General features: G+C 74.0%; 15 protein-coding genes. All 15 read right to left on the bottom strand.

The genetic code is table 11. The annotated features are described in order from the left end of the window. Nucleotides 1-2,048, bottom strand: a 2,048-nt coding sequence (locus VG276_02025) for an FtsK/SpoIIIE domain-containing protein (protein HEV8648185.1), incomplete at its 3' end; no start/stop codon positions are given. A 247-nt stretch (nt 2,049-2,295) separates the two neighbouring features. Next, nucleotides 2,296-3,201 (bottom strand): GNAT family N-acetyltransferase, encoded by a 906-nt coding sequence (locus VG276_02020; GenBank protein HEV8648184.1) that lies wholly within the window; start codon nt 3,199-3,201, stop codon nt 2,296-2,298. Continuing rightward, nucleotides 3,202-4,329 carry a flavodoxin-dependent (E)-4-hydroxy-3-methylbut-2-enyl-diphosphate synthase gene (gene ispG / locus VG276_02015; GenBank protein ID HEV8648183.1) on the bottom strand — a complete coding sequence of 376 codons (1,128 nt, stop codon included), beginning with the start codon at nt 4,327-4,329 and terminating at the stop codon, nt 3,202-3,204. Between the two features lie 96 nt (nt 4,330-4,425). After that, a complete protein-coding gene (locus VG276_02010; GenBank protein HEV8648182.1) occupies nt 4,426-5,682 on the bottom strand; it encodes a M50 family metallopeptidase in 1,257 nt (418 codons plus the stop codon). Continuing rightward, nucleotides 5,675-6,853, bottom strand: coding sequence for a 1-deoxy-D-xylulose-5-phosphate reductoisomerase (gene dxr / locus VG276_02005; protein ID HEV8648181.1), 1,179 nt, complete (start codon nt 6,851-6,853; stop codon nt 5,675-5,677). The genes VG276_02010 and dxr overlap by 8 nt, the downstream gene beginning before the upstream one ends. Then, nucleotides 6,850-8,127 carry a 23S rRNA (adenine(2503)-C(2))-methyltransferase RlmN gene (gene rlmN / locus VG276_02000; GenBank protein HEV8648180.1) on the bottom strand — a complete coding sequence of 426 codons (1,278 nt, stop codon included), beginning with the start codon at nt 8,125-8,127 and terminating at the stop codon, nt 6,850-6,852. The genes dxr and rlmN overlap by 4 nt, the downstream gene beginning before the upstream one ends. Next, complete coding sequence (locus tag VG276_01995; protein HEV8648179.1) at nt 8,124-8,978, bottom strand: phosphatidate cytidylyltransferase; 855 nt, start codon at nt 8,976-8,978, stop codon at nt 8,124-8,126. The genes rlmN and VG276_01995 overlap by 4 nt, the downstream gene beginning before the upstream one ends. 99 nt (nt 8,979-9,077) lie before the next feature. Then, entirely contained in the window at nt 9,078-9,635 is a 558-nt protein-coding gene (gene frr, locus VG276_01990; protein HEV8648178.1) for a ribosome recycling factor, read from the bottom strand. After that, nucleotides 9,632-10,405 carry a UMP kinase gene (gene pyrH / locus VG276_01985; GenBank protein ID HEV8648177.1) on the bottom strand — a complete coding sequence of 258 codons (774 nt, stop codon included), beginning with the start codon at nt 10,403-10,405 and terminating at the stop codon, nt 9,632-9,634. The genes frr and pyrH overlap by 4 nt, the downstream gene beginning before the upstream one ends. A 202-nt stretch (nt 10,406-10,607) precedes the next feature. Next, entirely contained in the window at nt 10,608-11,216 is a 609-nt protein-coding gene (gene tsf / locus VG276_01980) for a translation elongation factor Ts (protein ID HEV8648176.1), read from the bottom strand. A gap of 114 nt (nt 11,217-11,330) precedes the next feature. Further along, nucleotides 11,331-12,326: a 30S ribosomal protein S2 gene (gene rpsB, locus VG276_01975; protein HEV8648175.1), complete on the bottom strand. Its 996-nt coding sequence runs from the start codon at nt 12,324-12,326 to the stop codon at nt 11,331-11,333. A 228-nt stretch (nt 12,327-12,554) separates the two neighbouring features. Beyond that, nucleotides 12,555-13,160 (bottom strand): peptidoglycan DD-metalloendopeptidase family protein, encoded by a 606-nt coding sequence (locus VG276_01970; GenBank protein HEV8648174.1) that lies wholly within the window; start codon nt 13,158-13,160, stop codon nt 12,555-12,557. Between the two features lie 374 nt (nt 13,161-13,534). Then, complete coding sequence (whiG, locus tag VG276_01965; GenBank protein ID HEV8648173.1) at nt 13,535-14,302, bottom strand: RNA polymerase sigma factor WhiG; 768 nt, start codon at nt 14,300-14,302, stop codon at nt 13,535-13,537. A 99-nt stretch (nt 14,303-14,401) separates the two neighbouring features. Next, nucleotides 14,402-15,328, bottom strand: coding sequence for a tyrosine recombinase XerC (locus VG276_01960; GenBank protein ID HEV8648172.1), 927 nt, complete (start codon nt 15,326-15,328; stop codon nt 14,402-14,404). Nucleotides 15,329-15,477: 149 nt separating this feature from the next. Next, nucleotides 15,478-16,146, bottom strand: a 669-nt coding sequence (locus VG276_01955) for a DNA-processing protein DprA (protein ID HEV8648171.1), incomplete at its 5' end; no start/stop codon positions are given.

Here is a 16,146-nt window from a genome sequence, read left to right as displayed (position 1 = left end):
GCCAGGATCAGGTGGATGCCGAGGCTGCGGCCGACCCGGCCGACGGCCACGAGCAGGTCGAGGAAGTCGGGCCGGTTGGCCAGCAGCTCGCCGAACTCGTCGACCACCACGACAAGGAACGGCATCGGGGGCAGCCTGGGGTCGACCTTCCGCGCGGCGTGGTACTGCCCGATCCCGTCGAGGTTGCCTGCCCGCCTCAGCAGGCGCTGGCGCCGCTCCTGCTCGCCCTGGAGGGCGGCCCGCATGCGGTCGGCCATGGAGAGGTCCGCCTGCAGGTTGGTGATCATGCCGGCCCCGTGCGGGAGCCCGGCCAGGTCGGCGAAGGCGGCGCCGCCCTTGAAGTCGACGAACACGAAGTTGAGGAGGTCGGGCGGGTGGGTGAGGGCGAGCCCGGCGACGATGGTGCGCAGCAGCTCGCTCTTGCCCGAGCCGGTCGCCCCGATGACCAGACCGTGCGGGCCCATGCCGCCGTCGGCGGCCTCCTTGAGGTCCAGGACGACCGGGTCGCCACCGGACCGGACGCCGATGGGCACTCGGAGCAGCTCGGACCGTGGTCGCGGGCGCCAACCGGCCGCCGGGCCGGCGAGGTCACAACCGGCCGCCGGGCCGGTGAGGTCGCAGCCGGCCCGGTCGAGCAGGTCGAGGACGCGCACGCTGGCCGGGTCGAGCAGGTCGAGGAGGCGCACGCCGGCCGGCGGGCCGGTGTGCCGGGCTCCGCGTCGGTCGAGCCGGAGCGGGGCCATGCGTCGGGCGACCGTCCCGCACCAGGCGATCCCGCCGTCGTCGGCGACGACCCCGCCGGTGCGGCGGCCACGAGAGCCGGCCTCCTCCAGCTCGAGGCCGCCCGCCTCGGAGAGCCGGATGCGGGCGCCTAGCTCGGCGGGCTCGTCGGCTCGGCCGGCGGCCAGGCAGACCACGGTGGCTCCGACCTCGGCGGCCCGGTCGAGCAGCTCCCCGACGACCGGCAAGCGTGCTTCGGGAGCCAGCCGGGAGAACCCGTCGAGCAGCACCAGGAGGTGCGGGGCGGCCCACTCGCACAAGGCGCGCTTGCCTGGGGCGCCTGAGGCCCACCGGTCGGGGCCGCTCGCCGACGCGGTGCCGGGGCCGGCACCGGCATCGGCACCGTATGACGCGCCGGCGCGGGCGAGCCGCTCCAGCCGGGGGCGCGCCTGGACCTCCAGCAGCGCGGCGAGCCTGGCCGGACCCGAGGCGAGCAGGCAGTCGGGCAGCCCCGGGCCGGCCTCCAGGGACGGCAGGCGGGCGTGCGGCAGCCACTTGAGCCAGTCCCAGGCCGCCTCCCCACCCGCTGTCACCGAGGCCAGGATGCGCAGGTCGTCAGGGGCGTGAACGGCGGCGAGCTGGCAGACCATCGCCCGCGCGAGCGCGCGGACGGGGCCGGGCGGCCCGGTGACGGCCACGACGCCGAGATCGCGGAGCGCCAGCGTCACCGGGACGTCCGCCACCCGCGCTCGGCCGGCGACCAGCTCCTCGGCGGCGGCCAGCAGCTCGGGGTCGTGCCCGGCCAACGGCCCGCCCTGCTCGAGGCGGACCGGGCAGGCCAGGGCGACCGGTCCGCGACCGACCCGGACGGTCAGGAAGTCGTCGTCGCCCGGCCGGCGCTCCCAGAGCCGCGCAGTACGGCCCACCAGCGCGAGCAGCCCGGGCAGGTCCGGGTGCAGCAGCTCGGCGGCTCGTCGCTGGGCGACGGCCACCTGGTCCAGCCGGGACCGGACGCCGTCCAGATAGGCCAGGTAGCGGGCGCGGTCCCGGATCCTGGCGCGACGCTCGCGCAGGCGCGGCGCGAGCCCGGTGGCGACCGCGAGCAGCACCATGCCGGCGACGACGGCGAGGAGCAGCACGCCGCGACGCACGGGGAGCAGGAGGAGCACGCCGACCGACCCGGCGCTGCTCGCGACCGGGAGCAGGGACACCAGCCAGCCGCCTCCCGACCCGGCGGGGCGTGCGGGGGGTGCGGCCACGGCGACCTCGACCCCGGCGCCCGGGACGGGTGGGGGATGCTGCCGCGCGGGGCGGTAGAACTCGAACACCTGGCTGTCCACCCGGCGGACGCTACCGCGCCCGCGCGGCAGCATCCCCCACCCGGCTGGATCTGTGGACAACCGGGGCCGGCTGCGGCGCACGCATGCCGCGCCGACGGCCAGAATCGGCCCGACGGCTGGGGCCCGCCTGGCGGCGGGCCGTCTGTCCATTCCGCCCGGCAGGTTCGCCCAACGGCTGGGGCCCGCCTGGAGGCGGACGGTCTGTCCAGTGCGCGCGGCAGGTTCGCCGGGCGGCTCAGGGCAGCATGATGGTCTGGAAGGCGTAGGGCTCGCGGCGGAAGCCGAGGCGCTCGTAGAGGGCGACCGCCGCGGTGTTGAAGTCGTTGACATACAGCGACAGGGTCGGGTGGCGTTCGAGCGCAAGCGTGCAGCAGGCCGCCATCGCCGTGGTGGCCACCCCCCTGCCGCGGAGCTCGGGCGGGACGTACACGCCCTGGATCTGGGCGGTGTGCTCGCTCGCGCAGCCGACGTCCATCTTGAACACCAGCCTCCCGCCCAGCTCGTGGACGTAGGTCCAGCCCCGCTCGGTGAGCACCCGGACCCGGCGCCGGTACCCGGCCGGGTCGCGGGCCAGCGGGTCCTCCCCCATCTCCTCGTGGTACATGGCGGCCGACAGGTGGAGCACGGTCTCCTCGTCGGACCGGGTGGCCAGCCGGGCCCTGCCCCATGGCCGGGGGCTGCCGGCGGGGCCGACGGATGGGCCGGCGGCGAGCTGCCCCGGACCCAGGGTGTAGACGTACTGGGTGGCGCGCACCTCGCGTGGGCGCGGGTAGGTGCCGGCGACCAGCCGCCACAGCCGCTCGATGGCGTCGCGCTCCCCGACCAGCATCCGGGTCGGGGCCGGGCCGGAGGCGGCCGCCGCCAGCGCGTCGCACACGGCCGGGTCGTCGACCGCGGGGACCACGTTGGGGCCGAGGTGGAGCACGCCGTGAAGCCTGGCGTGGCCGTCGAACGCGCCCCAGAGCGGGCTCCAGCTGGTCGGGCCGAGGGCGCCGTCGTTCAGGATCCTGCTGGCGATGAACACGTCCCGGACCGGGTTGCGGCCGAGGAAGTCGAGCACGCCCACCTCGTCGTTGCGGCCGAGCGCCCGAAGCTCGAGGCCGGGCGGCGCCGCCTCGCTTCGCACCCGGGCCTGGCGCATCTACCCGCGGACGACCTCGGCCGGGCCCGACTCGGCACCGCCCGCTCTGAGCTCCTCGGCGAGCGTCTTGGCCTCGTGCATGAGGGCGTCGACGATCTCGTCCTCGGGGACCGTGCGCACGACCTGGCCGTGGCGGAAGATCTGCCCCTTGCCCTTGCCCGAGGCGACGCCGATGTCGGCCTCCCTGGCCTCGCCGGGGCCGTTGACGATGCAGCCCATGACCGCGACCCGCATCGGCGCGTCGATCTCCCCCATGCGTTCCTCGACCGCGTTGGCCAGCTTGAACACGTCGACCTCGGCCCGGCCGCAGGAGGGGCAGGCGACCAGGTCGAGCTTCTTGGGCCGCAGGCCGAGGGCGCCCAGGATGGCGTTGCCGGCCTTGACCTCCTCGACCGGGGGGGCGGTGAGCGACACCCGGATGGTGTCGCCGATGCCCTCGGCGAGCAGCGCACCGATGCCGACGGCCGACTTGACGATGCCGTCCTTCGGGGTTCCGGCCTCGGTCACGCCGAGGTGGAGCGGGTAGTCGCACCTGGCCGCGAGCAGCCGGTAGGCGGCGATCATGGTGGCCGGGTTCTGGTGCTTGACGGAGATCTTGACGTCGCCGAAGCCGACCGACTCGAGGATGCCGAGCTCGAACATGGCCGACTCGACCAGCGCCTCCGGGGTCGGGCCGCCGTGCTTGGCCAGGATCTCCTTCTGCAGGGACCCGGCGTTGACGCCGACCCGGATCGGCACCCCGCGGGCGGCGGCCTCCTGCGCGATCAGCTTCACCTTGTCGTGCTTCTTGATGTTGCCGGGGTTGATGCGCACGCCGGCGCAGCCCGCCTCGAGTGCGGCCATCGCGTACTTCCACTGGAAGTGGATGTCGGCCACGACCGGGACGGTCGAGTGGCTGGCGATGGCGGGCAGCGCCGCGGCGTCGTCGGTGTCGGGCACCGCGACCCGGACGATGTCGCAGCCCGTGGCGGCCAGCTCGGCGATCTGCTGCAGGGTGGCGTTGACGTCGGCCGTCTTGGTGATCGTCATCGACTGGACGCTGATCGGCGCGCCGCCGCCGACCGGCACCCCGCCAACGTGGATCCTGCGAGAACGGCGGCGCCCCACCCCGGCTGCCAGGTCGGTCATCTCGAGCGGGAAGGCCACGGAAGCGAGCTCCTTTGCCGGGCCCAGACCCCGAGCGGGCCCGGGCGGTTGCCACGTGCTCCTTGAAGTTGCCACGTGCTACTTGAACGGGTTGGCGATCGGGTTGGTGATGTCGAGCCAGACCAGGCTGACGGTGAGCATGACGAGCAGGATGACGATGCCGGCGGCGACCGGTGCCACCTTGCGCAGGTCGACCGCGCGTCCGGTGGCCTTCTCCCAGAGGAGGAAGCCGAGGTAGCCGCCGTCCATCGGCGGGATGGGGAGCAGGTTGAACAGGCCGACGAAGACGTTGAACTGGATGAGCAGGAGCAGGAAGGCGATCCACTGGTTGGCCGCGATCGCGTAGCCGGCGAACTTGGCGATGCCGACGATGCCGTACACCCCGCCGCCGCCCGCGCCGTCACCGCCGCCGGTGCCAGCGCCAGGCTCGGGCCCGCGGAGACGCTCGAGGAGCCCGGGGCCGATCCTTGCCAGGCCCTTGACCGAGCCGGTGACCAGCTCCCAGAACAGCGACCCGGTCTGTTGGACGCCCGTGACCGGCCCGAGCCGGCGCTTCTCGGCCGAGCCCTTGACGCCGAGGAACCCGCGCGTCCTGCCGTCCTGCTGGTACCGCACGGGCGTGAGGGTGGTGGTGCGCCGCTCGCCGCCACGCTCGTAGGCGACCTGCACCGGCCGGCCCGCCTTGTCGGCGAAGGCGGTCCGCAGCTCGTCGAACCCGTCCACCGGGCGGCCGTCCACGGCCACGACGCGGTCGCCCGCCGCCAGCCCGGCGGCCTTGGCCGGCGCCGCGACGCCGTTCGGCGCGGTGGCCACCACCTCGCTGATGCGGGTGGTCACCGTGTCCAGTCCGACCGCCACCAGCACGAGGTAGATCAGCAGCAGCGCGACCAGGAAGTGGGTGATGGACCCGGCCGAGAGCACGATCGCCCGCTGCCAGGCCGGCTTGTTGCGGAACTGCCGCTCCGGCGGGGTCGGCTCGGGCTGGGGCGGCTCCGGCTCCAGGGTCTCGGCGACCACGGTGCCGGTGCTCGCGCCGGGGCGGGGGGTCAGGTGCTTCGGCTGGGGCCGGCCGCGCCGGTCCTCCTCCAGGAAGTTGCCGTCGCTCTCGTAGGGGCTCATGCCCGCGATCTTGCAGAAGCCGCCCAGCGGCAGCGCCTTGAGGCCGTACTCGGTCTCGCCGCGGCGGAACGACCAGACGGTCCTGCCGAAGCCGAGGAAGAAGCGCTCGACCTTCATCCCGAACAGCTTCGCGGTCACGAAGTGGCCACCCTCGTGGAAGAAGATGGCCAGCATCAGGGCGAAGACGAACAGCAGGATGCCGAGCAGGCTACTCATGCGATCTCCCGGGTGCGGAACAGTCCTCGACCAGTGTACGGGCCAGGTCGCGAGACCACTGCTCGGCGCCGAGAACGGCGTCGAGGTCCAGCTCGGCGGGCTGCTCGTGCTCGGCCAGGACCCCGGCCACCACCTCGGCGATCCCCGGGAAGGGCAGGCGCCCGGCCAGGAACGCCGCCACCGCCTCCTCGTTGGCCGCGTTCAGCACCGCGGGCGCGGTGCCCCCGGCCCGCCCGGCCTCCACGGCCAGCTCGAGCAGCGGAAAGGTGACCAGGTCCGCGGGTGCGAACTCGAGCGTGACCGCTCTGGTCCAGTCGATACGCCCGACCGGCTCGGCCGACCGCTCGGGCCAGCCGAGCGCGAGGCCGATCGGCAGCCGCATGTCCGGCATGGAAAGCTGCGCGATCGTGGCGCCGTCGGTGAACTCGACCATGGCATGCACGATGCTCTGCGGGTGGACGACGACCTCGATGCGGTCGAAGGGGATGCCGAACAGCAGGTGCGCCTCGATCACCTCGAGGCCCTTGTTCAGCAGCGTGGCCGAGTTGACGGTGATGACGGGGCCCATCGCCCAGGTCGGGTGGGCCAGGGCCTCGGCGGGGGTCACCTCGGCCAGCTCGGCCGCGGTCCGCCCCCGGAACGGCCCACCCGACGCGGTCACCAGCAGCCTGGCCACCTCCCCGGCCCGGCCCGCGCGCAGGCACTGCGCCAGCCCGGAGTGCTCGGAGTCGACCGGGACGATCTGGCCCGGCCGGGCCAGCCGGGTCACCAGCGTCCCCCCGACGATGAGGCTCTCCTTGTTGGCCAGGGCGAGCCGCCGGCCCGCCCGGAGCGCGCACAGGGTCGGGCCGAGCCCGACCGACCCGGTGATCCCGTTCAGCACCACCTCGGCCCCGTCGCACGCGGCCAGGCTCGCGACCGCCTCCGGGCCGACCTCGAGGCGGCAGCCGGGTGGGAGGTCGCGGGCCAGCTCGGCCGCCTGGTCGGGGTCGACCAGGGCGACCACGGCCGGGCGCAGCTCGCGCGCCTGCGCGGCCAGCAGGGCCGCGGAGCGGCGCGCAGCCAGCGCGACCACCCGGAAGCGCCCCCCGGACCCGCGCACCACGTCAAGGGCCTGCACCCCGATGGACCCGGTCGACCCGAGCACCGCCAGCCCGGTCCCGCCGCTCACCCGGCGGCTCCCTGGGACGGCGCCGGGAGGGCGACGGTGCGGGACGGCGCCGGGAGGGCGACCGTGCGGCCGGGCCGGCCGGCCGTGGTGCGGAGCTGGCCGCAGGCGGCGTCGATGCCGGTGCCCCGGTTGGCCCGCACGCTCACCGGCACGCCGGACTCGGCCACCGCGTCGCGGAACCGGCGCACGGCCGAGCGGGACGGCGCCGAGAACCCGGTGCCCGGGGTCGGGTTGTAGGGGATGACGTTGACGTGGGCGGCGTGCCCGCCGGTGCCCGGGACCCGCAGGGGCGCCAGCAGGCGGCCCAGCCTGCGGCCCTGGTCGACGCTGTCGTTGACGCCCCGCATGAGGGCGTACTCGAACGACACCCGCCGCCGGGTCGCCTCGACGTAGCCGCCGACCGCGTCGAGCAGCTCGGCGATCGGCCACGACCGGTTCGCCGGCACGAGCCGGTCGCGCAGCTCGTCGTCGGCCGCGTGGATCGACACGGCGAGGTTGACCGCGAGCGGCTCGGCGGCCGCCCGCCGGATGCCGGGCACCAGACCCACGGTGGAGACGGTGATCGCGCGGGCGGACAGGCCAAAGCCCTCGTGCAGCCGCCGGGCGGCGCCCCAGGTCGCGGTGGGGTTGGCGAACGGCTCGCCCATCCCCATGAACACGACGTTGGTGAGGTGGACGGGCGCCGAGGGGTGCGGCCGCAGCCCGGGGAGGGCGGCCCAGACCCTGGCCACCTGCTCGACCACCTCCCCGGTGGACAGGTTGCGGGTGAACCCGAACTGCCCGGTGGCGCAGAACGTGCACCCCATCGCGCAGCCGGCCTGGGTGGAGATGCAGACCGTGGCCCGCCCGGCCCGCCCGGCCCGCCCGGCCCGCCCGGTCCGGCCGCTCCCGGGCGCCTCCCAGTCGTCGGGGTCCAGCGCCTCTCGCCGGGCGTCTCTGACCTTCGCTCCCCCGGCGTCGCCGGCCTTAGGCGGGTAGAGCATCAGCACCGACTCGACGCTGTCGCCGCCCCCGAGCCCGAACAGGAACTTGTGGGTCCAGCCGCCGTCCCCAGCCTGGTGGCGCCGCGGCTCGAGCCCGGTCCCGGCCAGCCGCTCCGACAGCCGCTCCCGGAACCCGGCGGGCAGGTCGGTCATCCCGCGCGGGTCGGTGACCCGGCGCCGGTCGAGCCAGTGCCCGAGCTGGCGGGCCCGGTAGGGGGGCTCGCCGGACTCGGCGACCAGGGCCGCCAGGTCGGAGGGGGCCAGGTCGTAGACGGAGCCGAGCGCGCTCACGACCTGCCGACCAGCGAGAAGAGGGCCAGGACGTAGTAGAGGGCCGGGGCCATGAACAGCAGCGCGTCGATGCGGTCGAGCATGCCGCCGTGGCCGGGCAGGATCGAGCCCATGTCCTTGACCGCGAGGTCGCGCTTGAGCATCGACTCGGACAGGTCCCCGAGCGGGGCCGCCACGCAGGCGACCGCGGCCAGGGTAAGCCCGGAAGGAAGCGTCCATGGCTGCCACAGGGGCAGCGCGAAGGCGCCCACGGCCAGGCAGACCAGGGTGGCGCCGGCCGCGCCCTCCCACGACTTGTTCGGCGAGACGTGGGGCGCGAGCGGATGCCGTCCGATCAGCACGCCGGTCGCGTAGGCGGCGGTGTCGTAGGCCACCACGACGAGCGCGTAGCCGATGACCGCGCCGACGTAGTGGTCGGCCCGGCTGACGACGAGGGCGAGGTGGGCGGCGAGGAACGGCACGTACAGCACGGCGAACACGGTCGCGGCCACGTTGCGGGTGACCTCGGTGCGCCCCGGGTCCACGAGGTACCAGAAGAAGGCGCCCAGCAGCGCCACCATCAGCCCGAACGACAGGGCGGCTGGCCCCTTGGCATAGGCGCCGACGACCAGGAGCACCGCCATCGGGAACACCACCGGGCGGGCCGGGCTGGTGGCCCTGGCCCGCAGCACGTTCACCAGCTCGACGAGGGCGAGCAGGACGATCCCGAGCAGGAACGCGATGAACACCGGGGGCGAGAGCACCAGGGCGGCGATGAGCGCGCCGCCGAGCCCTGCGCCGGTCGCGATCGCCAGGCGGAGGTTCCTGCCGGCCGCCCGCCTGCGCCGCGGGGCAGTCCCGTCAGCCGGCACGGGACCTCCGGCCGGGTCGAGCGGCGGGTTGTCAGCCACGACGCGCCCGCCCCCGGTTCCCGACCACGAGCACCTCCTCGCCGGCACCTGCAGCGCCGGTCAGACCTCGAGCAGCTCCTGCTCCTTGTGCTGGAGCATGCTGTCGACCTCGGCGACGTACTTGTCGGTCACCTGCTGCAGGCGCTGCTCGGCCCGGCGCAGCTCGTCCTGGGAGATCTCCGCGTCCTTCTCCAACCGCTCCAGTGCGTCCTTCTCGTGCCTGCGGACGTTGCGGATGCTGGTGCGCGCCTCCTCGGCCCGGTGCCGGGTGAGCTTCACGTACTCCTTGCGGCGCTCCTCGGTGAGCGGCGGGAACGACAGCCGGATCACCTGCCCGTCGTTGGACGGGTTGATGCCCAGGTCGGAGTTGCGGATGGCCTTCTCGATGGCGGCGGTCGCGTTGCGGTCGTAGGGGGCCACCACGAGCAGGCGCGCCTCCGGCGCCGAGATCGAGGCGAGCTGCTGCAGCGGGGTCGGGGTGCCGTAGTACTCCGCCGTGAGCCGGTTGAGCAGCGCCGGGTTCGCCCGGCCGGTGCGGATGCCGCTGAACTCCTCCTTGGCCACCTCGATGGCCTTGCGCATCTTGCTCTCGGCCTGTTTCAGCGTGTCCTCGATCATCCCTGCTCCCCTCTCCCCTCGTCCTCGCCGCCGCCCTGCGACTGGGTGACCAGGTCGCCGGCCATCGGGCCGACGACGGTCCCGATCGGCTCACCGCACACCGCCCGTCGGATGTTGCCCTCGGTGAGCAGGTCGAACACGATGATGGGCAGGCCGTTGTCCTTGCACAACGACAGGGCGGTGCTGTCCATCACCTTCAGCTCGCGGCTGATCGCCTCGAGGTAGTCCAGGCGGGAGAACTTGCGCGCCGCCGGGTGCTTCCTGGGGTCGGCGTCGTAGACGCCGTCCACCCCGTGCTTGGCCATCAGGATCGCCTCGGCGCCGATCTCGAGCGCGCGCTGCGCGGCCGTGGTGTCGGTGGAGAAGTACGGCGCCCCCATGCCGGCCCCGAAGATCACGATCCGGCCCTTCTCCAGGTGGCGCACGGCCCGCCTGGGGATGTAGGGCTCGGCGATCTGGGTCATCTGGATCGCGGTCTGGACCCGGGTCACCACCCCGTGGCGCTCGAGCGCGTCCTGCAGGGCCAGGCAGTTCATGACCGTGCCGAGCATGCCCATGTAGTCGGCCCGGGCCCGGTCCATGCCGGCCGCCTCGGCGGCCGTGCCGCGCACGATGTTGCCCCCGCCGACCACCACGGCGGTCTGGACCCCGAGGTCGACCACCTCGACGAGCTCGCGGGCCACCCGGTCGACCTGGCCGAACCCCACCCCGAAGCCCTGGTGGTCCGCGAACGCCTCTCCGGACAGCTTGAGGAGCACCCGGTCGTACATCGGCTTGTCATGCTCGAGGTCGGACACCTGCTCGTCCCCTGCCATCACGAAGGCCATCCGTTCCTCCTGTCCCGGCCGTGGCCGCGAGCCCGAGCTGGCGACGGTCCCGTCGTGGCTGGCCACGCGACCCGAGCGGCCTTTGGACCCCTCGCGGCCTGCGAGACCGGCGCCATCCCCGTTCTGCGTGCGGTACCCGGCCGGGTCAGGCGCCCTCCCCGACCTTGAAGCGGGAGAAGCGCCGCAGCACCAGCTTCTCACCCACCTTGGCGGAGTATCCATCAAGCAGCTCGTGAATCGTCTGGCTGGCGTCGCGCACGTACTCCTGCTCGAGCAGGACCACCTGCTTATGGAAGTCGTTCAGCTTGCCTTCGACGATCCGGTCCACGATGTGGGCGGGCTTGCCCTCGGCCTGCTTGGCGTAGACCTCCCGCTCGCGCTCGAGGACCTCGCTCGGCACGTCCTCGCGGCTGACGTAGGCAGGGTCGGCCGCGGCCACGTGCAGGGCGATGTCGCGGGCGAGCGCCTGGAACTCCTCGGTCTTGGCCACGAAGTCGGTCTCGCAGTCAAGTTCGACCAGCACGCCGAGCTTGGGCGGCAGGTTCGGATCGGGGGTGTGCAGGTATGCGTCGACGACGCCCTGGTTGGTGGTGCGCCCGGCCCGCTTGCCGGCCGAGGCGAGGCCCTTCTCGCGCAGGATCGTCTTTGCGCGCTCGAGGTCGCCTCCGGCGTCCTGGAGCGCCTTCTTACAGTCCATCATGCCGGCGCCTGTGGCGTCGCGGAGGACCTTGACCTGGGCGGCCGTGATCTCCATCTGGTGGTGCTCCTTACGTTCTGGCCCGCTCCGGCACCGCCGTCGGTGCCGGAGCGGGGTCGCGATCGAGGTTGGCTGGCCGCCCGGGACGATGGCCGGGACGGACGGGTTGGTTCAGGCTCGAGGCTGGTGCTCGTCGGTGGTCGGGCCGGCGGCCACGTCGACTGACTCACCCACGTCGGCGGCCTGTGAGGCCGGCGCAGCCTCGGTCCCGGTCCGGGTCTCGGGCGCGGCGTCGGCCTCGGTCTTCGGCGAGGCGTCAGGCTTGGGCGAGGTGGCGGCCTTCGACCCAGCCGCCGGCTCGGCCCCGTCCGCCTCGAGCAGCTCGCGCTCCCACTCGGCCAGCGGCTCCTCGTCGACGGGGCTGGCCGCCATCGGGGTGCCGCCCTCCCTGGCCCCGGCGTCGCCGCCGCCGCCGTACACGCTGCGCAGGCGCAGCCCCTCCGCGACCGCGTCGGCCACGATCCGGGTCAGCAGGCTCCCAGCCCGGATCGCGTCGTCGTTGCCCGGGATCGGGTAGTCCACCTCGTCCGGGTCGCAGTTGGTGTCGAGGATGGCGACCACCGGGATGTTGAGCTTGCGGGCCTCGGTGACCGCGATGTGCTCCTTGCGGGTGTCCACCACCCAGACGGCGGCTGGCAGACGGGTCATGTCCCGGATGCCGCCCAGGTTGCGCTCCAGCTTCTCCTTCTCGTGCTGGAGCTTCAGCACTTCCTTTTTGGGCAGCACCTCGGTGGCACCGGTGCTCTCCATCGCCTCCAGCTCCTTGAGCCGCTGCAGGCGCTTGTAGATGGTGGTGAAGTTGGTCAGCATCCCGCCGAGCCAGCGGTAGTTCACGAACGGCATGGAGACGCGCTCGGCCTGAGCCTTGATCGACTCCTGGGCCTGCTTCTTGGTCCCCACGAACAGCACGTTGCCGCCCTTGGCGACCGTGTCGCGCAAGAACGCGTAGGTGGTCTCGATCGACGCCGCCGTCTTCTGCAGGTCGATGATGTAGATCCCGTTGCGCTCGCCGAAGATGAAGCGCTTCATCTTCGGGTTCCAGCGCCGGGTCTGATGGCCGAAGTGGACGCCGGCCTCGAGCAGCTGGCGCATGGTGACGACTGCCAAGGTGATCCTCCCCTGGTCGACTCGGTTGGGCCTCCGCCCGCTTCTGGCCCACGGTCGTCGGTCGTGGGGTTGCCGGGTGACCCGACCCGCTCCGCTGAGGGAGCGGGCACCGTTCGGTTGCCCGTCGGCAGGCGTGCGTTGTAGCCCGGGATGCACCCAGGCCCGACCGGACGATAGCACAGCACCACCCAACCCGGCTGCCCGGCTCGTCCGGATCGGGGCCGCCGCTCAACGGCCGCCGGGTGCGGTCAGGGGCGCCAGCCGCGCCGGCCCGCGGCCGGGCAGGTAGGGCAGGGGGTCGACGTAGACGCCGTCGACCCGGAGCCCGAGGTGGAGGCCGCCGCCGTGCCCGGGGGCCAGCCGGCCCACCGGGTCGAGGGCGTCGAGCACCTCGCCCCGGGCCACCAGCACCGGGGCGAGCGGCCCCACGGTGACCACCACCCCGGGGTCGACCTCGACGCTGGCCCACCCGGCCCCCGCCACCGGACCAGCGAACACGACGCGCCCGGCCGCCGGCGCCCCCACCGGCGACCCCAGCGGCGCGCCCAGGTCTACGCCCCGGTGCCCGGCCCCGTACGGCCCGGCAGGCGCCTCGAACCCGCGCACCACCGGCCCCCGCACCGGCAGCCGCAGGACCGGCACCCGACCGCCGCGTGGACCCGGCACCTGGACGCCGGGTGGACCCGGCCCCTGGGCCGCCACAGGCGCCGAGCTCGCGGCCAGCGCGGACGGCAGGCTGGCCACGGCCGGGACGGCGGCCAGCGCCAACGCGAGCGCGGCGGCCACCCGGGCGACCCGCCGGCGGCGGGCGGGACCGGGACCATGCAGCGGCACGGCAGCCTCCAAGCGGCACGGTCGAGGCCGGAAAGGCGGCCGGCCTCACGGGGGACCAGATGGCCGCAGGCTACGACCCCCGCCGCCGCCCCGGCAGGGCAGCACCCGATCTGTGGACGGCGGCCCGCCTCGCCGGGCTGAAAGCCCGCCCGGTCCCGGGGCCGCTCGGACCCGGACCCGCCGGAAGCCCCGGCCCGCTGGCCCGCCGGAAGCCCTCGCCGGCCCGTCCCGCTGGCCCGCCGGAAGCCTCCGGCGGGTCCGGGCGGCCCCCGGCCCGCCGAAACCCCCCGGGCGGCCCCCAGCCCCCGCCTGGCCCTGCCGGCGGGCCCGCTGCCAGGAAGCCGCCACCAGCCCCGGGGCCGGGCCGGGACCGGTCAGCGCACGTCCTGCATCTTGCCGCGGAGCTGCAGGACCGCCTTGGTGTGCATCTGGCACACCCGCGACTCGGTCACGCCCAGCACCTGGCCGATCTCGGCCAGGGTCAGCCCTTCGTAGTAGTACAGCGTGATGACGATCTTCTCCCGCTCGGCCAGCCGGTTGATCGCGCCCGCGAGGATGCTCTTCATCTCTTCGGACTCGAACACCGCCTCCGGGTCCTCGGCCCCCTTGTCCTCCAGCGTGTCGACCAGGCTGAGCCGGTCCCCGCGCTCGGAGCCGACCGTGAGCAGCTCGTCCAGGGCCACCACCGAGACGAACGAGATCTGGTTGAAGATGTGGTGCAGCTCACCGGTGGAGATCCCCAGCTCCTGCGCCACCTCCGCATCGGTGGGGCTGCGGTGCAGCTGGTTCTCCAGCGCGGCGTAGGCCTTCTCGACCTCGCGCGCCTTGAACCGCACCGACCGGGGGATCCAGTCGATCGCGCGCAGCTCGTCGATGATCGCCCCTTTGATGCGGGAGATGGCATAGGTCTCGAACTTGATGCCCCGGTCCAGGTCGTATTTCTCGATGGCGTCGATAAGGCCGAAAATTCCGTAGGACACCAGGTCCGCCTGCTCGATATTGGGCGGCAGGCCAACCGATACCCGCCCCGCCACGTACTTCACCAGGGGCGCGTAATGGAGAATAAGCCGCTCACGGGCGTCCGAGGACACCTTCAGCTTGAACTCCTGCCACAGCCGTTCAACGGACGACGGCTCGTCCAAGAAGCCCCCCCTAGCTATGACGACGGACGGCCGCAAGCGAACGTCCGTCGTTTCTGCCCCCCCGATCCGCCACCGCGGTCCGAAACGGCGCGCCTGCCCTCAGGCGCGTGGATGGGCCTGCTCGTAGACCTGGCGGAGTCGTTCTTTCGACACGTGAGTGTAGGTCTGGGTCGTGGTGAGGGCAACGTGCCCGAGCAGCTCCTGCACCGCCCGCAGGTCCGCCCCGCCCTCCAGCAGGTGGGTGGCGAAGGTGTGCCGCAGCGTGTGCGGGCTGGTCCCGGGCGGTGCCACGCCCACCCGGTACCGCTCGAGCATGCCGCGCACGTCCCTCGGGGTCATCGGCCGGCGCCGCCGGTTGAAGAACAGCGCCCTGCGGTCCACCTCCCCCGCCGCTGGCAGCAGCGCCGACCGCGCCTTGCTCAGGTACTCGACGAGCGCGGCCCGCGCCGGCGCGCCGAACGGCACGATCCGCTGCTTGGCGCCCTTGCCCAGGACCCGCACCGCGTCAGCGCCGAGGTCGAGGTCATCCAGGCCAAGCCCGCACAGCTCCCCGACCCGCATCCCGGTCGCGTACAGCAGCTCGAGGATGGCACGGTCGCGCAGCCCCACCGGGTCGACCGGCTCCGGCCTGGCCAGCAGCTCCTCGACCTGACCCTGCTTGAGCACGACCGGGAGCCGCCTGGGACCGCGCGGCGTCCCCAGGTCCGCGGCCGGGCTGGCCGCCACGAGGCCCCTGCGGGCCAGGTACTTGAAGCACGCCCGCAGCGCCGCCCCCTTCCGCGCCATCGACGACGGAGCCAGCCCCCGGGTCCGCAGCAAGGCGAGGAACCGGCGGAGCAACAGCGGCTCGACCCGCGACGGCTTGGTCACCCCGGCCCGCGCCGCGAACCCGAAGAACTGCACGACGTCGCGCTCGTAGGCGGCCACCGTGTTGGGCGACAGCCCGCGCTCGTCGCGCAGATGCGCCACGAACAGGTCGACCGCATGGCGGATCTCGGGGGCGAGGTCGTCGCGCGTCCCGCTCACAGAGATCCCCCTCAGCTCGGCCACACGGGCGCCGGCTCACCGGCGGGACAAGCATAGCCCGCGTCATCCGGACCACGCGGTCACAGTGGCGAGGGTCAGGCGAGCGTTCGACTCAGCCGGACACAACCCGCTGGCCGGGTCGGTGTGGATCAAGCACCGGAGTCCCGTCCGTGGCCCGGCGGCCCGTCGAGCGGCAGGGCCACCGCCTGCAGCCCCCCGGCCAGGCGGCGCACGAACCCGGCCAGCTCCAGCTCGACCACGGCGGCGGCCAGTGACGTGGGCGGCAGGCCGGTCAGTGAGGCCAGCCGTGCCGCCCCCATCACCTGGCCGTCGACCAGCACGTCGAGCACCGCCCGGGCCGTCCGGCCGGCGCACGGCGGCCAGCGCCGCCGCGGCAGCCCGCCCACCGGCCCGGCAGCGGGGAGCTCGAGCTCCTCCAGCACGTCGTCGATCCCGCGGACCAGGGTCGCCCCGTCCCGGATGAGGTCGTTGCAGCCGGCCGCGCCCGGGTCCCAGGGCGCGCCGGGCACCGCGAGCAGGCGCCCACCGCCCCGGCCCCCGGCCGCCTGCGCTGTGATCAGGCTTCCCGACCGGCCCGCCGCCTCGACCACCACGACCGCCTCGGCGAGCGCGGCGATCAGGCGGTTCCGGGCCGGGAAGTGGGCGGCGCGGGGCCGGTCCCCGGGCGGGTGTTCACCGGCCAGGGAGCCGCCCGCGTCCAGGATGCGGCGGAACAGGCTGGCGTTGCCCCGCGGGTAGGCGACGTCGAGGCCGCAGCCGAGCATGGCCACCGTCGAGCCGCCGGCGTCGAGCGCGCC

This window comes from Actinomycetes bacterium (assembly GCA_036000965.1).
Classification (GTDB): Bacteria; Actinomycetota; CALGFH01; order CALGFH01; family CALGFH01; genus DASYUT01.
The sequence above is the reverse complement of the archived record's forward strand: the minus strand, read 5'-3'. Positions and strand labels throughout refer to the sequence as shown.

Excerpts from the sequence above, each read along its gene's own strand:
- pyrH (HEV8648177.1), bottom strand. The coding sequence starts at position 10,405 with ATGTACGACCGGGTGCTCCTCAAGCTGTCCGGAGAGGCGTTCGCGGAC.
- VG276_02020 (HEV8648184.1), bottom strand. The coding sequence starts at position 3,201 with ATGCGCCAGGCCCGGGTGCGAAGCGAGGCGGCGCCGCCCGGCCTCGAG.
- frr (HEV8648178.1), bottom strand. The coding sequence starts at position 9,635 with ATGATCGAGGACACGCTGAAACAGGCCGAGAGCAAGATGCGCAAGGCC.
- VG276_02010 (HEV8648182.1), bottom strand. The coding sequence starts at position 5,682 with ATGAGTAGCCTGCTCGGCATCCTGCTGTTCGTCTTCGCCCTGATGCTG.
- tsf (HEV8648176.1), bottom strand. The coding sequence starts at position 11,216 with ATGGAGATCACGGCCGCCCAGGTCAAGGTCCTCCGCGACGCCACAGGC.
- ispG (HEV8648183.1), bottom strand. The coding sequence starts at position 4,329 with ATGACCGACCTGGCAGCCGGGGTGGGGCGCCGCCGTTCTCGCAGGATC.